Source organism: Sphingobium sp. B10D7B, assembly GCF_025961955.1.
Taxonomy (GTDB): Bacteria; Pseudomonadota; Alphaproteobacteria; order Sphingomonadales; family Sphingomonadaceae; genus Sphingobium.
Genome location: NZ_JAOQOQ010000001.1, coordinates 2216111 through 2238921 on the forward strand (window position 1 = coordinate 2216111; position 22811 = coordinate 2238921).

At 65.1% G+C, this 22811-nt stretch carries 21 protein-coding genes and 1 other RNA gene; 11 read left to right on the forward strand and 11 right to left on the reverse strand.

The window, feature by feature from the left end; genetic code table 11:
• Position 1: 1 nt before the first annotated feature.
• Genes gspG through M2331_RS10565 form a run of 5 tightly spaced genes read right to left on the reverse strand, consistent with a single transcriptional unit; the run spans position 2 to position 6430 of the window.
• Complete coding sequence (gene gspG / locus M2331_RS10545) at positions 2-511, reverse strand: type II secretion system major pseudopilin GspG (RefSeq protein ID WP_181560238.1); 510 nt, start codon at positions 509-511, stop codon at positions 2-4.
• Between the two features lie 3 nt (positions 512-514).
• Positions 515-1762 (reverse strand): type II secretion system inner membrane protein GspF, encoded by a 1248-nt coding sequence (gspF, locus tag M2331_RS10550; RefSeq protein ID WP_181560239.1) that lies wholly within the window; start codon positions 1760-1762, stop codon positions 515-517.
• A gap of 23 nt (positions 1763-1785) precedes the next feature.
• Positions 1786-3330, reverse strand: coding sequence for a type II secretion system ATPase GspE (gene gspE, locus M2331_RS10555; RefSeq protein ID WP_181561473.1), 1545 nt, complete (start codon positions 3328-3330; stop codon positions 1786-1788).
• Between the two features lie 59 nt (positions 3331-3389).
• Positions 3390-5567, reverse strand: coding sequence for a type II secretion system secretin GspD (gspD, locus tag M2331_RS10560; RefSeq protein ID WP_181560240.1), 2178 nt, complete (start codon positions 5565-5567; stop codon positions 3390-3392).
• Positions 5564-6430, reverse strand: a complete 867-nt coding sequence (locus M2331_RS10565) for a type II secretion system protein N (protein WP_181560241.1) — start codon at positions 6428-6430, stop codon at positions 5564-5566. Before M2331_RS10565 ends, gspD begins: the two co-directional genes overlap by 4 nt.
• Before the next feature lie 201 nt (positions 6431-6631).
• On the opposite strand from M2331_RS10565, the gene M2331_RS10570 reads away from it, so the two are divergent.
• Positions 6632-7258, forward strand: a complete 627-nt coding sequence (locus tag M2331_RS10570; RefSeq protein ID WP_181560242.1) for a prolyl hydroxylase family protein — start codon at positions 6632-6634, stop codon at positions 7256-7258.
• Positions 7259-7354: 96 nt separating this feature from the next.
• Here M2331_RS10570 and M2331_RS10575 read toward each other — a convergent pair whose 3' ends face one another.
• The 6 genes from M2331_RS10575 to mscL all read right to left on the reverse strand — a co-directional run bounded on the left by M2331_RS10575 (position 7355) and on the right by mscL (position 13965).
• The gene (locus tag M2331_RS10575; RefSeq protein ID WP_181560243.1) at positions 7355-10000 is read right to left on the reverse strand and encodes a TonB-dependent receptor domain-containing protein; all 2646 of its coding nucleotides are present in this window, start codon (positions 9998-10000) and stop codon (positions 7355-7357) included.
• Between the two features lie 80 nt (positions 10001-10080).
• A complete protein-coding gene (locus M2331_RS10580) occupies positions 10081-11688 on the reverse strand; it encodes a hypothetical protein (protein ID WP_181560244.1) in 1608 nt (535 codons plus the stop codon).
• A 360-nt stretch (positions 11689-12048) separates the two neighbouring features.
• Complete coding sequence (locus M2331_RS10585) at positions 12049-12405, reverse strand: tetratricopeptide repeat protein (protein WP_181560245.1); 357 nt, start codon at positions 12403-12405, stop codon at positions 12049-12051.
• A 267-nt stretch (positions 12406-12672) separates the two neighbouring features.
• Positions 12673-13063: a transfer-messenger RNA gene (gene ssrA / locus M2331_RS10590) on the reverse strand.
• Between the two features lie 89 nt (positions 13064-13152).
• Positions 13153-13413 (reverse strand): hypothetical protein, encoded by a 261-nt coding sequence (locus M2331_RS10595; protein WP_264572283.1) that lies wholly within the window; start codon positions 13411-13413, stop codon positions 13153-13155.
• A gap of 123 nt (positions 13414-13536) precedes the next feature.
• The gene (gene mscL, locus M2331_RS10600; RefSeq protein WP_181560246.1) at positions 13537-13965 is read right to left on the reverse strand and encodes a large conductance mechanosensitive channel protein MscL; all 429 of its coding nucleotides are present in this window, start codon (positions 13963-13965) and stop codon (positions 13537-13539) included.
• 143 nt (positions 13966-14108) lie between these two features.
• Here mscL and M2331_RS10605 point away from each other — a divergent pair, with 143 nt between their 5' ends.
• The 10 genes from M2331_RS10605 to M2331_RS10650 all read left to right on the forward strand — a co-directional run bounded on the left by M2331_RS10605 (position 14109) and on the right by M2331_RS10650 (position 22806).
• Entirely contained in the window at positions 14109-14726 is a 618-nt protein-coding gene (locus M2331_RS10605) for a LemA family protein (protein WP_181560247.1), read from the forward strand.
• 44 nt (positions 14727-14770) lie between these two features.
• The gene (locus tag M2331_RS10610; protein WP_264574903.1) at positions 14771-15574 is read left to right on the forward strand and encodes a TPM domain-containing protein; all 804 of its coding nucleotides are present in this window, start codon (positions 14771-14773) and stop codon (positions 15572-15574) included.
• Between the two features lie 17 nt (positions 15575-15591).
• Positions 15592-16257 carry a TPM domain-containing protein gene (locus M2331_RS10615; protein ID WP_264592360.1) on the forward strand — a complete coding sequence of 222 codons (666 nt, stop codon included), beginning with the start codon at positions 15592-15594 and terminating at the stop codon, positions 16255-16257.
• Between the two features lie 44 nt (positions 16258-16301).
• Complete coding sequence (locus tag M2331_RS10620) at positions 16302-16808, forward strand: NUDIX hydrolase (RefSeq protein WP_181561476.1); 507 nt, start codon at positions 16302-16304, stop codon at positions 16806-16808.
• Between the two features lie 96 nt (positions 16809-16904).
• Positions 16905-17549 carry a phosphoribosylanthranilate isomerase gene (locus M2331_RS10625; RefSeq protein WP_181560249.1) on the forward strand — a complete coding sequence of 215 codons (645 nt, stop codon included), beginning with the start codon at positions 16905-16907 and terminating at the stop codon, positions 17547-17549.
• 67 nt (positions 17550-17616) lie between these two features.
• Complete coding sequence (locus M2331_RS10630) at positions 17617-18228, forward strand: TIGR02281 family clan AA aspartic protease (RefSeq protein ID WP_181560250.1); 612 nt, start codon at positions 17617-17619, stop codon at positions 18226-18228.
• Between the two features lie 216 nt (positions 18229-18444).
• Positions 18445-19701 carry a tryptophan synthase subunit beta gene (trpB, locus tag M2331_RS10635; protein WP_181560251.1) on the forward strand — a complete coding sequence of 419 codons (1257 nt, stop codon included), beginning with the start codon at positions 18445-18447 and terminating at the stop codon, positions 19699-19701.
• Positions 19698-20507 (forward strand): tryptophan synthase subunit alpha, encoded by an 810-nt coding sequence (gene trpA, locus M2331_RS10640; RefSeq protein ID WP_181560252.1) that lies wholly within the window; start codon positions 19698-19700, stop codon positions 20505-20507. The genes trpB and trpA overlap by 4 nt, the downstream gene beginning before the upstream one ends.
• Positions 20504-21358: an acetyl-CoA carboxylase, carboxyltransferase subunit beta gene (gene accD / locus M2331_RS10645; RefSeq protein ID WP_181560253.1), complete on the forward strand. Its 855-nt coding sequence runs from the start codon at positions 20504-20506 to the stop codon at positions 21356-21358. The genes trpA and accD overlap by 4 nt, the downstream gene beginning before the upstream one ends.
• Positions 21359-21468: 110 nt before the next feature.
• On the forward strand, positions 21469-22806 hold the full coding sequence (locus tag M2331_RS10650) for a bifunctional folylpolyglutamate synthase/dihydrofolate synthase (RefSeq protein ID WP_181560254.1): 1338 nt from the start codon (positions 21469-21471) through the stop codon (positions 22804-22806).
• Positions 22807-22811: the final 5 nt, after the last annotated feature.

The following is a 22811-nucleotide window of genomic DNA, read 5'->3' on the forward strand; positions in this document are numbered from 1 at the left end:
CTTAAAGATCGCTCGAATAGATGTCGGCATTCTCGCCCTCGCCTCCTGTCTGGCCGTCGGCGCCCAGCGAATAGACGTCGAAGGCGCCGCGACGGCCGGGAGCGGCATATTGATAGGGCTTGCCCCAGGGATCGTTCGGCAGCTTCTTGACGTACCCGCCGACGCGATAGCGCTCCGGCTGCGCCAGGCCCGGCGGCGGCGCGGTGAGCGCGTTCAGGCCATCGCTGGTGCTGGGATAGGTCAGGTTATCCAGCCGATACTGCTCCAGCGCCGATTCGATGACGGAGATATCGGCCTTCGCCTTGGCGACATTGCTGGTGCCGAGCGCGCCGAACACGTTAATCGCCACGATGGTGCCGAGCAGGCCGATGATGACGATCACCACCAGCAACTCGATGAGCGTGAAGCCCTGCTCGCTCGGCCGCTGCGGCCCGCGCAGGGCCGGCCCGAAGGATCGCGACCGCCGTGCCTTGCGGCGGAGGGAAGAAGCGAGAAAACGCGCGAACTTCATGAGTCAGACTCCGGCACCGGTGAGATTCTGCAACTGCATGATCGGCAGCAGAATCGAGAGGATGATGATCGCCACGATACCACCCATGAGGATGATGATCAGCGGCTCCAGCATGGAGAGCGCCGCAGCGGTAAAGCTGTCGAACTCGCGCTCCAGATATTCGGCGGCGCGCTCCAGCATCAGATCGAGCTGGCCGGCGCTTTCGCCGCTGGCGGCGAGATAGACAAGCAGCGGCGGGAACACATCGGCACGGCGCATCGCGGCGGACAGGCTGCCGCCGCCGCGCACCGACTCCACGATCTCGCTCGTCGCGGCCCGTAACACGCGGTTGTGGATGGTCGGCACGGTGAGCGAGAGGCCTTCCATCACCGGCAGGCGGCTCTGCACCATCGTCGCCAGCGTGCGGGCCATGCGCGCGGCGTGGAGATCGCGCAGCAGCCGGCCGACGAACGGCACGCCAAGCAGCATCGCGTCGGCACGCAGGCGCACATCCTCATTCTTGAGCGCCCGCCAGCCGATGAGGCCGAGCGCCACCAACAGGATGAGGATCGCCCACCACCAACTTGCCAGCATGTTCGAGATGCCCATCACGATGCGCGTGAGCAGCGGCAATTGTTGGCCCAGCGTATCGAACTGCTCGACCACCAGCGGCACCACGAAGATCATCAGCGAGATGATGACGATCACCGCGAACGCCGCGAGAACGGTGGGATAAGCCAGCGCCGTCAGCAGCTTGGAGCGCATCACGGCCTGCCGTTCGAGCAAAACCGCCAGCCGCTCGGTGAGCATGGGCAGGCTGCCGGAGCGCTCCCCCGCTGCAATCATCGCGCGATAGAGGCCGGGGAAGCTGCGCGGATCCATGCCCATCGCCTCTCCCAGCGTGCGCCCCTCGACCACGCCCTGATGGACTCGCGAGACGATCTCGCGGACATGCGGCTTCTCGCTCTGCCGGGTGATCGTGCGCAGCGCTTCTTCCAGCGGCGAGACCTGCGCCAGCGTGGAGAGCTGGCGCGTGAACAAGGTGAGATCCTTGTTTGAGAGCCGATTGCGCTCAAAGCTCAGCAGGCTGCGCGCCGGCCGGGCCTTGCCTTCGGCCTTGGTGCCCGAGGCCCCCCGCCCATCGCCGATGCGCACCACGAACAGCTTCTTCGCCGCCAGCGCGCTGCGCGCATCGGTGGCGGTCTCCGCGCGGATCAGCCCACGCTTCTCCCGCCCGGCGCCATCGATAACGACATAGTCGAACTCAGGCATGGCCGCTCTCGGGTATCACAACTTCAGGCATCGACCGCTTCGTGCCGCGAGATGCGGATCGCCTCTTCCGCGCTCGTCTCGCCGCTCAGCACCAGCGCCCGCGCGGCGGAAACTAGATTGGGGGCATTGAGATAGGCGTGGCGAGCAATGCGCGATTCATCGCCGCCCTCGTTGATCATCCGGCGGATCGTCTCGTCCACGCGAATGGCCTCGAACATGCCGATCCGGCCCTTATAGCCGCTATTGCCGCACTGGTCGCACCCGCGCGGGCGATAGATTAGCGTACCCTCGTCAATGCCGAGCAGCGCGCTGACGGACTTGTCCGCTGGCACCTGCTCGCGACAATGCGGGCACAGCCGCCGCACCAGCCGCTGGGCAATGACCGCGCGCAGCGTTGAGGCGAGCAGGAATGGCTCCACCTTCATGTCGCGCATCCGGGTGATGGCGCCGACGGCATCATTGGTGTGGACGGTCGAGAGCACGAGGTGACCGGTGAGCGAGGCCTGCACGGCGATTTCCGCCGTCTCCCGGTCGCGAATTTCGCCGACCATCACCACATCGGGGTCCTGGCGCAGAATGGCGCGCAGACCGGCGGCGAAGGTGAGACCGACCTTGGCATTGACCTGAGTCTGGCCGACACCCTCGATGGCATATTCCACCGGGTCTTCCACCGTCAGGATATTGCGGCTGCCATCGTTCAACTGACGCAGGCCGGCATAGAGCGTCGTCGTCTTGCCGCTACCGGTCGGGCCGGTGACGAGGATGATGCCGTTCGGCTCCTCCAGCGCGCGACGGAAGACGCCATCGGCGGTGCCGGTCAGCCCGAGCACATCGAGCGAAATGCCGGCATTCTCCTTGTCGAGAATACGCATGACGACCCGCTCGCCCGCCCGGCTGGGCAGCGTCGAAACGCGCACGTCCAGCAGCTTGCCGCCCAGCGTGAGGCCGATGCGGCCATCCTGCGGCACGCGCCGCTCGGCAATGTCCAGCCGCGCCATCACCTTGATTCGGCTGACGACCACCGGCGCGACATGCGGCGGCATCCGCAGCGTCTCGGTCAGCACGCCATCCATGCGCATCCGCACTACGAGGCCTGTCTCATAAGGCTCGATATGGATATCGCTGACGCCCTGCCGGGCCGCTTCGGCGAGAATGCCGTTGATCAGGCGGATCGCCGGGGCGTCGTCGCCGCTGTCGAGCAGATCCTCGGCGGTCGGCAGGTCGCCCGCGATGAAATCGAGATCGTCCCCGCCCATGGCGAGCGAGCCGGCCATCGCCGCCGCCGAGCCTTCCATGGCGTAGTGGTTGGAGAGATGCTTGTCGAAATCCTGCTGGCTGACGATCGAGACATCGAAGCTGCGGGCAAGATGCCGCCGCACCTCGACCAACACGCGCGGATCGGCGCCCTCCCGCATCGCGACGGCAAGGCGGGGCTGCGCCGCATCCGCCTCGGCCTTGTCCGCCACCAGCACCACGCCATGCTTGCGGGCGAAGGCATAGGGAATATCGACCGGCAAGGTCTCATGAACCAGCGGCGCGGGCTCGTCAGATGCCTGCACCGGCGGCATCAGTTCAGCCGGCACCGGCAGGGGCGCGCCTTCGGCCTGAGCGGGGCGCTCGGGCTCGCTCATGGCACGTCCGTCGTCTTGACTGCGCCCGGCCGCACGACCTGCTGGGAGCGCACCTCCTGCCCGGTCGCGATCCGCCCGTCGACCACCTGATCGCCGGGCTTGGGCTCGGCGACCGGCGGCGTCGTGCCCAGATATTCGCGCACCAGCTGATCGATGGACGGCTCGACATCCGGGTTGGCGAGCATCTGCTGGCCGCGAATATAGCCATAGCGCTGGGCGGTCATCTTGCGCGCATCGGCGCGGCTGCCGAGAATCGTCGGGCGGATGAAGACCATCAGGTTGGTCTTGGCCTTCGCCCGGCTGCGCGATTTGAACAGCTCACCGATCAGCGGAATATCCCCCAGCAGCGGGATCTTCTCGATCGTCCGGCGCTCATTCTCGTCGAGCAGGCCGCCAATGGCGAGGATATCGCCATTATCCACCAGAACCGTCGTTTCGAACTCGCGCTTGTTGATGATGAGATCGCTGCTGTTGTTGGAGACCGGCCCGGCGACGCTGCTGACCTCCTGTTTGATGAACAGCTTGATCGTCCCTTCCGAGCTGATCTGCGGCGTCACGTCGAGCATGATGCCGACATTCTGCCGCTGCACGGTGCGGAACTTGTTATCGAAATTGGGGCTGAGCGCCTCGCCCGTCGCAACCGGCACTTCCTGCCCGACGAGCATCTTGGCCTGCTGGTTGTCGAGCGTGGTGATGTGCGGCGTCGAGAGGATGTTGCTCTCGGTATCCGACTGGACGGCGTTGATGATCGCGCCGAACACGCCGTTGCTGCCCAGTTCCGTCGCGATGCCGCCAAAGCCGCCGCGCGCCGCTGCCAGCGAATCGACGGCCGCGCTCTGCAGCTGATTGGCAAGGCCGCTATTCTCGGTCGTCGTGGTCGTGGTGCGCGTGCCGTCGGGCGCCACCACCACCGTCTCCGTCTGGCTCAGATTTCGGGCGGCAAGCGCGCCGGCCAGCGTCAGGATGTTCGGGCTGGCATTGGAATAGTTCGTCGCGGCAAAGCCGGTCGACGTGCTGCCGACAAGGAACTGCACGCCGAGCTGCCGCGCGGCATTGTCGCCGATTTCGACGATGATCGCTTCGACCAGCACCTGATCGCGACGGGTATCGAGCTGGCGGATCACTTCGCCAAGCATCCGCTGCGTGTCGCCATTGGCCGCGACGATCACGGCATTGGCGCCTTCATAGCGGGTCACGACGGCGGGGCCGCGCCCGATGCCGCCCCCGCTCGAACTGCTCGCCGGTGTGGCGGCGGGGGCCGCGGGCGCGCTGCCTGACCCGGCGGGCGCGCTGGGCGCATTCGTGGCAGCCGGCGTCTCCGACACCACTGCGGCCTGACCCAGCAATTGCTGCAGTACTGGCAGCATCTTGTCGGCATCGGCATGCTGCAGCCAGTAGACGCGAATTTCCGTGCCCGAGGCGGCACGCGCGTCGATGTCCCGCACCATCGCGGCGAGGCGCTGCACGGTCGTCGCGTCACCGCGCAGGGCGATGCTGTTGGAACTGTCGATCGCGACGATGCTGGCGCGGGAGGGCGCGCCTTCCTCTCCGGCAAGCAGACCTTGCAGCGACGTGGCGATCTCGCGCGCGCCGGCATTTTTCAGCGTGATGAGCTGCGTGGTCGATCCATCCGTATCCACCTGCGCGAGCACTTGGCGGATGCGCTGGATATTGTCGGCATAATCCGCCACCACGATGGACCGGCCGGAGCGGTTGGCGGTGATCGAGCCATCGCGGCTCACCAGCGGGCGGAGCGTTTCCAGCGCCGATTGCGCGTCGATGGAGCGCAGGCGGATGACTTCCGTCACGAACTGGTTGCTGTTGGCCGCCCGGCCCACCTGCCCCGGCTGGCCCGCCGCGCCCTCGACCGGCTGGATGCGGAACGCGCCGCCCGCCGCAGGCACGGCAACCAGCCCGTTGGCGCGCAGAGTCGAGAGGAAAATCTCGAAATATTCAGAGCGCGACAGCGGCCGATCCGTCACGACCGAAACCTTGCCCTGCACCCGATTGTCGATGATGAATGTGCGACCGGTCACCCGCGCCGCATCCTGAATGAAGGCGCGCACATCGGCATCCCGCACATTCAGCGTCAACTGGCCGACCGCCGGCACGGCGAGCAGCAGCGCGATCATAGCGCTGCCGGCGAAACGGCGGAATTTGGGAAGCAGGGTCATTGGCGTTCCGGGAGATTGAGTGAGATGGGCACGGTGGAGGCACCGCGCTCGACCATGAGGGACAGGCGCGCACCGGGCCGGAGCGCCGCCTGCAACTGGGCGATGTCGCCCATTGATGTTACGGGCCGCCCGTTGATCTGCACGATGATATCGCCGGGCCGGAAGCCGACCTGTGACAGTGCGCCGCTATCGCTGCCGGCGTTGAGGACAATGCCGGTAACCTTCCCGTCCTGATTGCGCGGCGCCATGTTGACCGCCTTCATCACCGAGTCGGGCGTCAACGCCGCGGCAGGGGCCTGCGGACCGGCGCCGGTCACCATCTCCGGCGGCATGGCAGGGCCGCCCTCGGCCGGCGGCGCGGGCACCACGGGCGCGTCGCCACCGGACTGATCGATGTAGAGCGTCTCGCCGACACCGCCGCGCTCGATGACGACATGATCGAACTGCACGGCCTTGAGGATGATGCCCGGGGCGATCTGATCGCCCACCGCATAGCTGGCCTGCTCGCCCGCTTCATTGGCGATGATCGCCGAACCCTGGCCCGACGCCTCGTTGAGACGGATGCCGAACAGGCGGAACGGCAGGGACGTGACTTGCTGCACGCCACCGCCCGCGTTCGCGCCGGTGCGGAAGAACGGATCGAAGCCGGCGAACAGGGCGCTCCGCGCATCCGCGGAGACGAGCACGGGCTCACGCGCGCGCCAGTCGCCGAACAGGCCAACCGGCGTGCCGAGCGTCCAGAGCAGCCGGGCGATCTGAATAATGAGGACGACGAGCAGCACCGCCTCGATCCATTGACCGAGGCTGGAAGAACCGGCGGGCCGGCCCTGTCGCGCGCGCCGAATGAGATCGGTCCACCGCATCCTAGATTTGATGCCCTCCAGCAAAGCAAGCGCTGCCTATGCGCGGTGTATGACTGATCCGTTTCACCATGGTTACCAAAAAATGACAACCGACGCTGAGATGCGCTGAATGGCCGGTCGGACGCCGTCTACCCCGCAAAAATAATCGCCGTGGAGCGGTTGATCCAGCTCCGCTCCCGTTGCTAGACGCACCGTTCAGCCATGTCGATGCTCGACGCACCTCTTCTTGCCGGTCAGCCGGGCATTCAGCGCCTCCCTCGGCGCGACCTCACGCTGTTCGTGAAGAAGGGTTTTCTCGATTCGGACGAATGCGCAGGGCTGATCGATCGCATCGAAGCCAACCGCCGGCCTTCCACCATCGCCGATGATCTCGGCTACGAAGCCTTCCGCACCAGCGAGACCTGCGATCTGGAGGATAGCGACCCCTTCGTCGCCGCGATCAACGCCAAGCTCGCGGCCTATAGCGGCATCGATCCCGCGCAGGGCGAACAGTTGCAGGGGCAGCGCTACGCCGTGGGTCAGGAATTCAAGGCGCATACCGATTATTTCGAGCCGGGCGGCATGGATTTTGAGCGCTATTGCGGTCGCTCGGGCAACCGCACCTGGACGTTGATGGTCTATCTCAACCAGCCCGCCGCCGGTGGCGCCACGCGCTTCACCCAGGTCGATAAGATGATCCAGCCGGAAACCGGCAAGCTGGTCGCCTGGAACAATCGCCTGCCGGACGGGACGATGAACCCGGCCACCATCCATCACGGCATGAAGGTGCGCTCGGGCGTGAAGTACATCATCACGAAATGGTATCGCGAGCGCATCTGGGCGGGGTAAGCCCGGCGCGGTCCCCATCCCGATCAAGCCCGCGCGCGAAAAAGGGCGACCATGGGGCCGCCCTCCTTCGTTCACGCTATGGGTGCGTCAATCGGATCAGAAATTGACGCTGAACGATGCCTCGAAGCTCGTGCCGGGCTTGTAGAGATTGTAGTAGACCCGGTTCACGCCGTTATCCTGAAATTCCTTGTACTTGGTGCCTGTGATGTTGCGCACCTCCAGCTTCAGCTCGCTTTCAACCCGGCCGAGCTGGATGCCCTGCCGCGCCACGAAATCGACCGTGAAGCCCGGCTGCTCGACAATGTCCGGCTGGCCGGAGAAGCCGCGCCGCGTCACGCGCTGGCTGGCATAGTTGATGAGGAAGGTCTGCTGCGAAAGGCGCGACGTGTCCTCGAGCCCGATCTGCATGTTGAGCAGGTGATCGGACTGGCCGGTGAGCGACGCGCCATCGCGGAACACGTTGGTCGCGACCTGCGGCGGCACGCCGTAGATCAACACCTGATCGTCCGCCTTCACCTTCAGCTTGGAGCGCGAATAGGTGTAGTTGAGGATCGTCACCACGCGCCGGTCCGGCGCCATGTCACCCAGCGACCAGTATTTCTGCGTCTCGAACTCGACGCCGTAGAGATTGGCCTTGGGCGCGTTGGCAAAGCTAGTGGTGAAGCTGTTGTCGCCGACGGGCGAGATGTAGGTCTCGATCGGGCGGTCGATCTTCTTGTAGAAACCCGCCAGCGAGATGCGCTGATCCCGCGCGAAATACCATTCGTAGCGCAGTTCGGCGTTGAACAATTCGCTATCGACCAGCAGCGGATTGCCCTGGAAGGACGTGTTGGTCTCCGGATCGTAATAGGATTGGAAGATCAACTCGCGGAACTGCGGGCGGGCGATGGTCTTGGAGGCATTGGCGCGGACTTGCATGTCGCCGAACGCGTAAGTGAGCGTGGCGGTCGGGAGCCAATAGTCCTTCTTGAGACCCGTCGACGCGTTGGAACTGCTCGGAACGCTGAACACCTGGATCGGCCGCACCGCTTCAAAACCACGCTCGTAGCGAACGCCGGCGTTGAGATCGAGGCCGTCCATGAGCGTCGCCTGGATCTGGCCATAGGCGCCATGCACCTTCATGCGGGCGCGGAAGGCCGGATCGGTCTCGGTCGTCTCGAAGAGCTGGTAGCCGAAATATTTTGCGAGGTCGCCGTCCAGCAGCAGATCGGGGCGGAGCGCACCAACGCCAGCCGGGAAGCTGCCCGGCGCCTGGATGCGGAAGTCGCGCCGCTCGGAGGTGCGGATCGTCTTCATATAGGCATAGCCCACAGTCGCCCGCACAGTCGGCAGCAGCGGGTAGGACAGGTCGATCCCGCCCGAGAGCAGGTTCTCATTCAGGTCCGAGAAGGAGAAATTAGCCGTACCCACCTGCCCGCTCAGGCGGTTGATGTACTGATCGCCGAACGGATCGATGCTGGTCGGCGCGTTGGTGCGGACATAGGTGAAGCCGAGCTCGTAGGGCGCCTCGCGCTGCGAATTGGCGTAGCTGCCGCGCAGATCGACCTTCAGCTCGCCGAAGCGCAGCTCGCCAACCAACTGGGTATTGATGAGCTGCCGCTCATACCAGGCGGTATCCTGATTGAGGAAATCGAACCCGGCGGACGCCGCGATCTGGCCGTTGGAGAGCCGCGCCTGCTTGATCGTGTCGCGAATGTAGAGATTGGTCCAGCGCAGCTTCTGCTCGCCAAATTCCAGGCCAAAGCCGAGCAGGCCGTTGACGACCACGCGGTTGTCGGTCGCTACCGTGTGGAAATCGCTTCCGAGCTGCGACAGGTCCAGGCTAGCGGCTGACTGCTGGAGAATGTCGCGCGTGCGCCACTTGCTGCTCCAGCCGGCGCTGGCGATGACGCCGAGCGTCGATCCGCCAAGATCCAGGCTGGTACCGGCGCTCAATGCCACGCTGCCGCTCGGCGGCATGTTGAAGTTGCGCTGGACGATGGCGTTCCGGCCATTTGCGATCTGGCCGATGATGGCCGCTTGATCGACGCCCACGTCGCTGATCTTCGCGCCGCTGGCGAAGAACTGGGCCAGCGCCGGCGGCGTATCGCGCGCGCCATTGTCAAAGCCCGACCAGTCGGTGCGCGAGCCATAATAGGTATAGCCCAGGCGACCCGTGGTCTCGCTGTTGAAGCTGAGCCCGCCCGAGATGCTGAGGAAGGAGTCATCCGGGATCGCGCGGGTCGTGAGGTTGATCACGCCGCCACCGAACTCGCCGGGGAAATTGGCCGAATAGCTCTTCTGCACCAGCGACGAGGCGACGAGGCTGGTCGGGAAGAGATCGAGCGGAACGACGCGCTTGAGCGGCTCCGGGCTCGGCAATGGCGAGCCGTTGAGCAGCGCCAGCGAGTAGCGATCGCCCAGACCGCGCACATAGACATAGCCGTTGCCGACCACGCTAAGCCCGGTCACGCGCCCGAGGGCGCCGGCAATGTCGCCCTCACCGGTGCGGGCAATCGCTTCGGCCGAGAGCAAGGAGACGACGGCGGGTGCCGATCGCTCGATGTTCGCGCCGCGACGGCCGGTGACGATGATGTCGCCGCCGCCGGGAATGGAAACCTCTGCGGCATCGGCGGGTGCAGCCGCCGCTTCGCTCGCGCCGTCGGCGGTCTGCGCGGCATCCATGTCCTGAGCCCAGGCGGCGGATGCGGTCAATGCGGTTGTCACGAGCAGCAGACCCGCGAAACGGAGCGGCGTCACCATCGATAGTCCCCTTAAATCACTGTGGAGAGAGGCGGGCGGGTGCGCTGCGCATCCACCCGCCTCCATTGTCATCTATTGTGTCAGGCGGTCGGCAGCGACGTGCAGGCGCGGGTGGTGTCCGAGCCATTGTCGAAGGTCGCCGTGCCGGAATTGCAGGTCCAACCCTGGTACCAGCTGTCATTGGCGTCCTTCACCGCGCCGATGTAGTTCACCGCCGTGAAGAAGGAGCCGAGGGTCGTCACGTCGAAGGCGCTGACGCCATTCTCGGTGGTGCCGTTGACGAACACGCTCACCAGCGACGGGGTATAGGCCGCGCTATTGTTCGTGCCGGCCTGGAAGATGGCCTGCACGTCAGCCGCCGTCACGCTGTTCTTCCCGAAGAAGGCACCGCTGGACGGGCACTGCATCTGCACCGAGCGGAAAACGGGCGCGCCGGCTTCGTCGGTTGCGGCATCGACCGTGGCAGAAGCCGTCGCCGCCTGGCTGATGCCGAGGCAGGGGAAGTTCGGGCTGATGACGATGCTGTTGACCAGCGTGTAGTCGGCCGCACCACGGATGTAGACTAGCGCGCCGTTGCTGTTGGCCGTCGAACGACCGATGAACGTGGCGTTGGACACCTTGGTGTTCTGGCGCGGCGTGTTGGTGGTGAAGGCATTGTCGCTGTCCGCCTCGATGAACGAGTCGCCGGCGCCGCCGCCAGCGCGGTGGATGCCGAGGACGAACTGGATGTTCGCCTTCACGCCCGTGTCAGTGTCGAGGATGTCGTCCTCAGCGCCCGTCGACACGAAGTGCTTCATATTCACCACGCCACCGAAAGCTTCGACCGCATCGTCCGAGCTGTTGTGGCTCTGGATGTGATCGAGGGTCGTGGCCGAGCCGACACCGCCCAGCGTGAGCGACTGGAGCTCCGAGTTCGCGCCCAGCACATAACCAGAGTAGCGGATCTGGACGTAACGCATCGTACCGCTGTTATCCGCCACGATCTGACCGCCGAAATAGGCCGGGTCGGCCGCGCCCTCGGTCTGACGATAGCAATCATTGGAGCCCGGGGTCGCGCCGCCGATGGCGCAATCGGTGGTCGGCGCACGGCCGAGCAGCACAACGCCGCCCCACTGACCCGACTTGGAGTCGTCATTCAGACCAAGCACATTGTCGCGGCTGGTGAAAATGATCGGCTTTGCGACGGTGCCGACAGCGTTGATCTTGTTGCCGCGATTGACCGCCAGCCAGGACACACCGGTGCCGCCATAGACGATCACGCCAGGCTCGATCGTCAGCGTAACAGCGGGGATCGTGCAGCCGGAGGGGACCAACGCGTCGGAAGGACCGCGATCGCAGCCGACATCGACTCGACCGGGGAGTTGATACAGCAGGCCGGCGACCTTGGGCAAAGTCACGTTCGCGCGAATTTGTGCCGGAAGGCTGCAGACGCGCCAGGTGCCGGTGGAGCCCGTGATCGTGCCTGCGTCGGTCAGTCCCTGCGGATCTGCGATCGTGGGGCATCCGGCAGCTGGCGTTACGCTCGTTGTCGGCGTGGGTGTGGGCGTCGGCGACGGGGTGGGTGTCGGGTTGACGATGACATTGCCGCCCGTGCCCGGCGACGCGATATCCTGCGCACCGCAACCGGCGAGCAGCGGCAGGGCCGCGCCTGCCAGCATGAAGTTGATAGTCCGATTGATCAGTTTCATCGTCGTCTCCGCTGCCGGATGTTCCGGATTTCGATTGCAGGACGGCCAACGGGAGTAGCGACTCTGTGAAGTCCCCCTTGCGCCCTCGGCGCGGCAGCTAGGCGATGAGTGTGACAGCGGGATGCAATCCCCGCGTCATCCGCGTGACGGATTCATGTCAGTTTTATTGCAGGGGCTTGGGGCAGCGGCGGACGCAAGGGTTAGGTCGCGAAGATCGGCCCAGCTTTCGGAAGCGGGAGGACGTACGGCATTGGAGCTGCCGGTGGCGGGCTCGCCGTTCCCCTCCATAGAAAAAAGGTGCGCAAGACCTGCGTCCGCGCACCTTTTCGGGATGATGTCCGGCCGGAAGCCGGATCGGCCTCAATGCTGATCGAGGCGCGCCAGCAGGGTGCGGGCGACGGCGTGGCTCGAATAGCTGGCGCCATCGGCCAGATCGAGCTGCTCGGCGGGCAGCGACTGAACGCGCATCAGCGCCTCGCGCGCCTCGGCCTTGCGCTGCGTGCGCGCATAGACCGTCGCGATGTTGATGAGCCGCGCGGGATCGGCAGCATCGGTCATGCTGGCCGGTTGCAACAGCCGCTCGGCTTCATCGAGATTTCCGGCAGAAATGGCGGTGGCGGCGTAGCTGCCCGTGGCGCCGCCGGTCTGGGCGATCGCGCCTGTGCAGCCCAGTGCCGCGAGCGCGGCGCCTCCTGCAATCAAAATCTTGAAATTCATGACAATTCCTCTCGTATCTTTTGAAATCTGACCGAGAGTATTTCAGTTTTATGACTCGCTATCAATATTCGAACAAAAATTTTTAAATTCACAAAATCATAAGGATAGTCATGATTTTTCGTGTGTACGTACGAGAGGAGCATTTTGTCATAATTCTGTAATATTCATGATTCTGTGCTTCAGCGCTCAGGGCCCGCAATCTCCAGAGCCGCGCGAAGCAGCGCCCCACAGAAGTCGGGTCTTCAAAAGCTGAGCGAGAAGGGCTGAGGTGGGGAGCTTCTGTTGCCCGGCGCTCCCCGTGCCGCTGGAATCCGATTCTGTTGCCCGGTTCGGTCCAACCGCGTTCTGTTAGGGTAATGTCAGGCCGTGAGGCCCTCAATTACGCTGCAAGAGCAAGTGCTTCGTTATCGTTGGCACTTATGGGTTTTGAGCCTTGAACGGGTTACTCAGCCCGGGCAAAAACAGCGTTTTTCAACACACGTCGATCCTAGTTCGGCCCCGTCAGGAACAGTTCTTCCTGAAAGGAAGAGCCACTTCTGGTGGAGCCGCCGGGTACCGCCCCCGGGTCCGCTGCGCCTATTACACGCCGCAGTTTATCGCCATAGCCGGACAAGCCGGCAAATCCTCATATAGGGATCAATTCGCGGTTGAGAAGCCCGCAGACGCAAACAGCCCGGCATAATCCCTGTGGACTATGCCGGGCCGGTCGAACCAAACGCTCAGCGAGCGTTTAGATCAATTGGCAATTCACTTGGCCGCGTCGATCGCGTCAGCCTTCTCGTCGCCCATGTTCCGCACGGCATCCGCACGATTTTCAAGACGATCCACGGCGTTTTCCGCGCGGTCTTCAGCAGCGCCGTTCATGTGGTCGCTCGCCTGCTCAAGCTGGTCAGCCTGGTTGTCAATCGCGTCCGCCCGGTTGTCATAGGCATCTTCGACGTTCTGCGCTTCCTTGGAATCGCATGCGGCCAGCGTCAGGGCTACGCCTGCAGCGGCAAGGATCATCATGGGTTTCACGCGTCTGTCTCCTGTTAGGTCCCGCCATCTGTCACGAGACTGCAAACAAAACCCCCGCAGCGACAAAGGTTCCCGGCTCGGCAACCTTTCGTTCACCGCGATGCGACGGACCGATCAGGGCTTCGCCTTCAGAACGTCGCGGATTTCCTTGAGAAGATCGACCTCGGAGGGGCCAGCGGGCGCTGCAACCTCCTCTGCTTTTTTCTTAACGAAGAAGCGGTTGGCCTGCCGCACGATCAGGAAAATGACAAACGCGAGGATGAAGAACTTGATCACCGCCGTGATGAACGAGCCATAAGCGAACACCGGCACCGCCGCAGCCTTCATGGCCTCCAGGGTGGGCTCCGTCCCGGCGGGGACGGCGGCCAGCGGAACGAAGTAGTTGGAGAAATCCAGGCCGCCGAGCAGCGCGCCGATGACCGGCATGATGAGATCGTCCGTCACCGAACTGACGATAGCGCCAAAGGCCGCGCCGATGATGACGCCCACCGCGAGATCGAGGACATTGCCCCGTGCGATGAAGGCTTTGAATTCGGTCAGCATCGTGTTTCTCCCCTGCCGTCTGCGGGCTGCTGATGATGGATTTGGATGATGCGGGGCAGCTAAGCCCGTTGCGGGCGGGCAATCAACACCCTATTTAGCGTATCACTCAAGCGATACACCGCCTTATGAGGGGACAGACCGCCATGGCCACGCTTTCATCGCCATTCAAAGCACTGCGCATGTTTCTGCTGCTTGCCTTGCCGCTGGCGCTGGCGGCCTGCGGGATCAATTCGGTGCCCACCGCCGAGGAAAATGCCAAGGCCAAATGGGCTGACGTGCAGGCGGCTTATCAGCGCCGGGCCGACCTCATTCCCAATCTCGTCGCGGTCGCGCGCAATTCCGCGCAGATCGAGCGCGAGACGCTGGAAGGCGTGATCAGTGCCCGCGCGTCCGCGACGCAGGTGCAGGTCACTGCAGATCAACTGAGCGACCCGGCCAAGGTCCAGGCGTTTCAGGCTGCGCAGAACAATGTGAGCGGCGCCCTCTCCCGCCTGCTCGTCACCGTCGAGCGCTATCCCGACCTCAAGAGCCAGGAGCGCTTCGCGGACCTGATGACCCAGCTTGAGGGCACGGAAAACCGCATCAACATCTCGATCCGCGACTATAATCTTGCGGTGCAGGATTATAACACGCGCATCCGCACCTTCCCGGAGATGATCGGCGCCAAGCTGATCCATGGCGCCAAGCCGCTGACGCCCTTCGAGGCCAAGGCCGGTGCTGACACCACGCCGGATGTCGGCGCGATGTTCAACGGCAATTGACCCGTTCCCACCGCCCTGTCGCGCCGGCCATCGGGCCGGCGCTGATGCGCTTTATGCTGGTGCTGGTCGCGCTGCTCATGCTGCGGCCGGATGCGGCGCTTGCCCAGAGCTTTCCCGCGCTGACCGGGCGGGTGGTGGACGGCGCCGACATTCTCGACCCCGCCACAGAGGCAGCCCTTACCCAGCAATCCGAGACGTTGGAAAAAACCACCGGGCGCCAGCTGGTCGTGGCGACCGTGCCGGACCTCAATGGCTATGAGATCAGCGATTATGGCTATCGGCTTGGTCGCGCCTGGGGCATCGGCGAGAAGGACACCAACAGCGGGGTACTGCTGCTGGTCGCGCCGAACGAGCGCCGGCTGACCATTCAGGTCGGCTATGGTCTGGAGCCGATCCTGACCGATGCGCTATCCGGCCGCATCATCCGCGATGTCATCACGCCGCGCTTCCGCGATGGGGATTTTCCGGGTGGCATCAGCGCGGGCGTCGCCGAGATCGTGCGCATTCTCGAACTGCCGCCCGAAGAACAGCGCAAGCTCGCCTCGGCCGCGGCCGAGCAGGACAAGCGCCAGGCGGGCAAGGGCTTCGGGCCGGCGATCTTCCTCGCTATCTTCATATTGTTCTTCGTTGTGCTGCCCATTTTCGGGCGGTTGCGCGGCGGCCGGCGCTATCGCGGCGGCATCCACCCCATCATCATCTGGGGGGCGGAAGCGGCCATTCGCAGCGCGCTCAACAGTCGCGACAATGATGGCGGCGGCTGGGGTGGCGGCGGTGGCTGGGGTGGCGGTGGCGGCTTTTCCGGCGGTGGTGGCAGCTTCGGCGGGGGCGGCGCGAGCGGAGGCTGGTGATGGGCAGGCGAATTTCCATGAGCGAAGCCGATCATCGCATCGTTACCGATGCCGTGGCGAAGGCCGAACTGAAGACCGACGCGGAAATCGTGACCATCGTCGCGCGCCGGTCGGATGCCTATCATGATGTCGGGCTGCACTGGTCCTTGCTGTTCATGCTGCTGGTGCCGCTGATTGCTGCCGCCTTCCCCGCAGCTTATGAGCGTGCCTTGATCGGCCTGACCGGCGGCTGGCATCATGAGTTGCCGCGACACCTGCTCTACCTGCTGATGTTCGGGCAGATGTGCCTGCATTTCCTCATCATGCGCTATCTGCTGGCGATACCGGCGCTGCGGATGCTGGTGACGCCTGGCGCGACCAAATCACGGCGGGTGCGGCGTCGCGCCCTGCTGCTGTTCCGTACCTCAGCGGAGGCGCGGACCCGCCGCCTTACGGGCATGTTGCTCTATCTCTCGCTGGATGAGCATCGCGCGGAAATCGTGGCAGACGAAGCCATCGCCTCGCGCGTGTCGCCGGAAGTCTGGGGCGAAGCAATGGCCGCGATGATCGACGAAGTGCGCGCCGGGCGCATCGCGCAAGGCATGGCGCTCGCCATCGAGAAGGCCGGCCTCATCCTCGCCGAACATTGCCCCAAAAGCGCCGACAATCCCAATGAGTTGCCGGATCGGCTGATCGAACTGTGAGCGACGCCACCCCTGAAGACGAGTTCCGCTTCCCCGAGGAAGCCATGTGGGAGGGCCGGTTCATTACCGCCAAGAGGCGCGGGCGGTGGGAATATGTCTCGCGCGCTCGCGGCATCCGCGCCGCCGTCATCATCGCCATGGATGAGGGCACGGACGGGCGCCATATTCTGCTGGTCGACCAGTTTCGCGTCCCCCTCGGGCGCCGATGTATCGAGCTGCCCGCCGGGCTGGTGGGCGACGAGTCGGCTGGCGAAGAGCCGGGCCTCGCGGCCGCGCGCGAACTGGAGGAGGAAACCGGCTATCGCGCAGGCCGCATGGAGGATCTGGGCGAATATTGGAGCTCGCCCGGCATGGTCTCGGAAAGTTTCACCCTGTTCCGCGCCTTCGACCTTGAGAAAGTGGGCGACGGCGGCGGCGTTCCCGGCGAGGACATCCGCGTTCACCGCGTCCCGCTCGCCGGCTTCGCCGACTGGATCGCAAGCCGCCGCGCGGAAGGCTATGCGGTGGACGTGAAGCTGCTCACGCTGCTCGGCGGCGCGATGATCCGCTGAGGCTGTTCCGCTGCGTTGCGCAGACAGCAATCCTCCCCTACCTAGCCCGCGAACCGGCTGCGAGCGCCGGCGATGCCCAACCGGATGCCATTGTTCATGCCCAAGGTCGCCATCAAGATTTGCGGGGTCAAGACCGCCGAAGCTATCGATGCGGCCGTGCGGGGCGGCGCGAGCCATGTCGGCCTTAATTATTTCCCGCCCAGCCCGCGCTATCTCGCGCCCGATCGGGTGAGCCTCATCGCCGCGCGGGTGCCGGCCCATGTGAAGCGGGTGGGTGTTCTTGTGGATCCGAGCGATGATCTGATCGATACACTGGTCGCTGCCGGCGGCATGGAGATCGCCCAGTTGCATGGCCGCGAGACGCCGGAACGGGCTGCGGCCATCCGCCAGCGCACCGGGCTGGAGGTCTGGAAAGTCATCTCCGTGAAGACCGCCGCCGATCTCGCCACTGGTGCGGCTTATGCGGGCGCGGCCGATTTCCTGCTCTACGATGCCAAGACGCCGGACGGTGCGGCTCTGCCCGGCGGCATGGGCCTGCGTTTTGATTGGCGCCTCCTCGCCGGCCATCGCCCGCCCCTGCCCTGGGGCCTCTCGGGCGGGCTGGACGCGGAGAATGTCGCCGATGCCATTCGCCTGACTGGCGCGCCGCTGGTGGATGTCTCTTCCGGCATCGAGAGCGCGCCGGGCGTCAAGGATGTGGCCAAGATCGCCAACTTTTGCCGTGCGGCGCAGGCTAGCTGATTGGGGCGCCCTGGCGGTTCGCGGACGCTGTGCGGGATCGAATGCACGTGATTGCGGTTGAGCTTTCATGCCGATGACGACCAACCCCGAATGGCTTCACCTTGCGCTCTACGCGGGCGGTGCGGCGCTGATCCTCATTCTGATCTTCAAAATCCCCTATGTGGGACGGGCTCTGCGCGCCCTGTTTTCGTTCGCCTTGCTGGCGTTTGCCTTGTTCGTGCTGTTTCAGCAGGCGCCATTCGACCCGTCCCTGTCCCGCTTCAGCAGCCGGCTGGGCGTCGACTCTCAGCAAGTCGTGGGCGACGAGGTGCGCATCCGGATGTCGCCCGACGGCCATTTCTGGGCGACGGCGCAAATCAATGGCGTCGACCGGCGGATGCTCATCGATAGCGGCGCCACCGTCACGGCGCTGTCCACGCGGACGGCGGACCTCGCAGGCGTGCCCCGCGGGGCCAGTCTGCTGCCGGTCGTGCTCCAGACAGCGAACGGAACGGTGCAGGCGGAAACCGGCACCGTCGAGCGCCTCGCGATCGGCCCGCTGACGGCCCAAAATCTCAAGGTCGTGATCTCGCCCGCGCTGGGCGACATGGACGTGCTCGGCATGAACTTCCTCTCCCAACTGGCCTCCTGGCGCGTGGAGGAGCGAACCCTGATCCTCGTGCCCGCCCCGCCGGCCTGATGGATCGGGACCGAGGGCAAAACGGGCGCCGCTCGCGCGACTGCCCCAAAGGCCAGCCGCCGAATGCGTCAATGCGGTGGACAAGGCCGCGACCTTCTGCAAAGCGGTTGGGAATGATGACACTGCCTGCCATAGCCAGATGCATCGGGACACGATGGCGCTGATCGCTCGACCCTTTCGACGCGACCCGACCACAGTGACCAAGAGAGACGCACAGTGACTGCTGCAACCACCCTCCCCAATTCCCGCCCCAATTCCTTGCGCGCCCTGCCCGACGAGCGCGGCCATTTTGGCCAGTTCGGTGGCCGTTATGTGGCCGAGACGCTGATGCCACTCATCCTTGACCTGGAGCGCGAGTATCGCGCCGCCAAGGAAGATCCGGCTTTCGAAGCCGAGTTCAATGGCCTGATGACGCATTATGTCGGCCGCCCCTCGCCGCTCTACTTCGCGGAACGGCTGACCGCTTATTATCGCGAGCGCGCCAAGCCCGGTTTCGGCGCCAAGATCTATTTCAAGCGCGAGGAGCTCAATCACACTGGCGCGCACAAGATCAACAATTGCATCGGCCAGATCCTGCTCGCCATCCGCATGGGCAAGACACGGATCATTGCCGAAACCGGCGCCGGCCAGCATGGCGTGGCGACGGCGACCGTTTGTGCCCGCTTTGGCCTGCCGTGCACCATCTTCATGGGCGCCAAGGACATCGAGCGGCAGCAGCCCAACGTCTTCCGCATGAAGCTGCTCGGCGCGGAAGTGCGCCCCGTCACCAGCGGATCGCAAAGCCTCAAGGATGCGATGAACGAAGCGCTGCGCGACTGGGTGGCGACGGTGGAAAACACCTTCTACATTATCGGCACTGCCGCAGGTCCGCACCCCTATCCCGAGCTGGTGCGCGACTTCCAGAGCGTGATCGGCAAGGAAACCCGCGAGCAGATGCTGGCTGCCGAAGGGCGCCTGCCCGATCTGCTGATCGCGGCCGTCGGTGGCGGTTCAAATGCCATCGGGATGTTCCACCCGTTCCTGGACGATCCCGATGTGGCGATGGTCGGCACCGAGGCGGCGGGCCACGGCATCGATACGGACAAGCACGCGGCCAGCCTCACCGGCGGCAAGCCCGGCATCCTCCACGGCAACAAGACCTATTTGCTGCAGGACGAGGACGGCCAGATCACCGAAGCGCATTCGATTTCGGCGGGCCTCGATTATCCCGGCATCGGCCCCGAGCATAGCTGGCTGCACGAGAGCGGCCGCGTGCGCTATGTGCCGGTGACCGATACCGCCGCGCTCGACGCCTTCCAGCTCTGCTCGCAGCAGGAAGGCATCATCCCCGCCCTCGAAAGCGCTCACGCCCTCGCCGCGCTGGAGGCGGAGGCTACGGCGATGCCGCAGGACAAGCTGATCGTCGTCAACGTCTCCGGCCGCGGCGACAAGGACATCTTCACCGTCGCCCAGGCGCTGGGAGCGAAGATATGAACCGCCTCACCTCCACCTTCAGCCGCACCCGCTCGGAAGGGCGCGCAGCGCTCGTGACCTTCGTCACGGGCGGCGATCCGACGCCTGCTGACACGGCCTCTGTGCTCGATGCATTGGTCGCGGGCGGTGCGGATGTGATCGAGCTGGGGATGCCGTTCACTGATCCCATGGCGGACGGGCAGGCTATTCAGTCCGCCAATCTGCGCGCGCTGGCGGCGGGGATCAGCACGGCGAAGATCTTCGAGATCGCCGCCGCCTTCCGCGCTCGCCATCCTGACACGCCGCTGGTGCTGATGGGCTATGCCAACCCGATGACCGTACGCGGCGCCGACTGGTTCGCCGCCGAATGCGCCAAGGCTGGCGTCGATGGCGTGATCTGCGTCGACATTCCGCCCGAGGAAGATGCTGAGCTTGGCCCGGCGCTGCGAGGCGCTGGCGTCTCGCTGATCCGCCTTGCGACGCCGACCACGGATGCCGCGCGTCTGCCGGCCGTGCTGGAGGGCGCCTCGGGCTTTCTCTATTATGTGTCTGTCGCCGGGATCACCGGCTTGCAGCAGGCCGCGCAAACCAGCATCGAGTCCGCTGTGGCCAAGCTCAAGGCCGCAACCGACCTGCCCGTCGCCGTGGGCTTTGGCGTGCGGACGCCCGAGCAGGCCGCCGCCATCGGCGCGGTGGCTGAAGGGGTCGTCGTCGGCTCGGCCATCGTCGAGCTTGTCGGCAAGCACGGCGCCCAGGCTGCTGGCCCGGTTCGAGACTTCGTGGCGACCCTGCGCGCCGCGCTCAATCAGAAGGAGAAAGCCGCATGAGCTGGCTGAACCGCGTTCGCAATGCCCTGCCCTTCATCGCCAAGAAGGCCGAGACACCGGACAATCTCTGGCACAAATGCACGAGCTGCGGCCAGATGATCTTTCAGAAGGAATGGGACGAGAATCTCTCCGTCTGCCCGCGTTGCGACCATCATGGCCGGATCGGCCCGCACACCCGCTTCGCGCACATCTTCGACGACGGCACGATGCACATCCTGCCCGCACCGGTGGTCAAGGAAGACCCGCTCAAGTTCCGCGATTCCAAGCGCTACACTGATCGCCTGAAGGCCGCCCGCGCGCAGACCGGCGACCAGGATGCGCTGATCAATGCCTCCGGCCGGATCGACGGCCAGCCTGCCGTTGTCGGCGTGCAGAACTTCGCCTTCATGGGCGGCTCGATGGGCACGGCGGTTGGCGCGGCCTTCGTCGCGGGCGTGCAGGAAGCCGTGCGCCAGTCCTGCCCTTATGTGATCTTTACCGCCGCTGGTGGCGCGCGGATGCAGGAGGGCATCCTCTCGCTGATGCAGATGCCCCGTGCCACCGTCGCCGTGCAGCAACTGCGCGCGGCAGGCCTGCCCTACATCGTGGTGCTGACCGACCCGACCACCGGGGGCGTCACCGCCAGCTATGCGATGCTGGGTGACGTGCAGATTGCCGAGCCCAATGCGCTGATCGCCTTCGCCGGTGCCCGCGTGATCGAGAACACCATCCGCGAGAAGCTGCCCGAGGGCTTCCAGCGCGCCGAATATCTGCTCGCGCACGGCATGATTGACATGGTGACGCATCGCAAGGAAATGAAGGCGACGCTGGCCAAGACGATCGGCTATCTGACGACGAAGCAAGCGGCATAAAACCACCGATTTCCGTCCCGTCCGCGCCTGCCTGAGGACTCGCCGACCTGCGCAGCAGGGCGAGTCTCCCGGCAAGCAGGCCGGGCGGTACCTGACCCAGAGGCCTTGCGATGGCTGACCACGCCGTTTCCGACCACCCTGCTGTGCAGGCGCAACTCGATCGCCTGATGGCGCTTTCGCCCGGCCGCGACGTGCTGGGGCTGGAGCGCATCAGCGAACTCGTCCGCCGGCTGGGCAACCCGCATCTGGAGATGCCGCCGGTCTTCCATGTCGCCGGCACCAACGGCAAGGGATCGACCTGCGCCTATTTGCGCGCGGCGCTGGAAGCCGACGGCAAGAGCGTCCATGTCTTCACTTCTCCCCATCTGGTGCGGTTCAACGAGCGCATTCGCCTTGCCGGCACGTTGATCGACGATGACACGCTCGCCCGCGCGCTGGAGCAAGTGCTCGACATCGGCGGCGATCTGAACGCCAGCTTCTTCGAGATCACCACCGCCGCAGCTTTCATGCTGTTCGCCACCGTGCCGGCGGATGCCTGCGTGATCGAGGTGGGTCTGGGCGGACGGCTGGACGCGACGAACGTCATTCAGGCGCCGGTCGCCTGCGGTATCGCCTCGCTGGCGATCGACCATGAGAGCTTCCTGCTCGCGCCGGACCATGACGTGCCGGAAGACCCGCTGAGCCGCATCGCCTTTGAGAAGGCCGGCATCGCCAAGGCCGGGGCGCCATTGGTCACCCAGCACTATCGCCCAGCGATGAACGCCACGATCGCCCGCGTGGCCGATAAGGCCGGTGCCGCGCATCTGCCGCGCGGGCGGAGCTGGGACATCGCCGAATATCAGGGCCAATTACACTATCGCGACGAAGCCGGGCGCATCGAATTGCCGACGCCCCGCCTCCACGGCGCTCATCAGATATCCAATATGGGCCTCGCCATCGCGATGCTCCGCCACCAGCAGGCCGTGCCATTGCCCGAGGCCGCGCTGCGCGCCGCGCCGCTCTGGGCGCACTGGCCCGCGCGCATGCAGCGTCTGGAAGGGGGGCCGCTCAATGCGATGCTGCCCGGGCGGACGCTGATGCTCGATGGCGGGCATAATCCCGATGCCGGCAAGGCGCTGGCCGACGCGCTGACGGAAAGCCATCTGGCCGATGAGGGCATCGACCTGATCATCGGCATGCTCTCGAACAAGGACGTCGCCGGCTTCCTCAAGCCGCTCCGTCCCTTGATCCGCTCGATCCGCTCGCTGCCGGTGCCTGGCCATGAGCATCACGGCCCGGAGGTCTTCGCGCAGGTCGCCCGCGCATGGGAAGTACCGCACCGCAGCTTCACAACGATCCAGGAGGCGCTGACGGATGTCGCCGCCGGGCCGCGACGCACCGTGCTCATGGCGGGCACGCTCTATCTGGCCGGGCAGGTGCTGATCGCGAACAACCAGCCGCCGGTCTGAGGCGC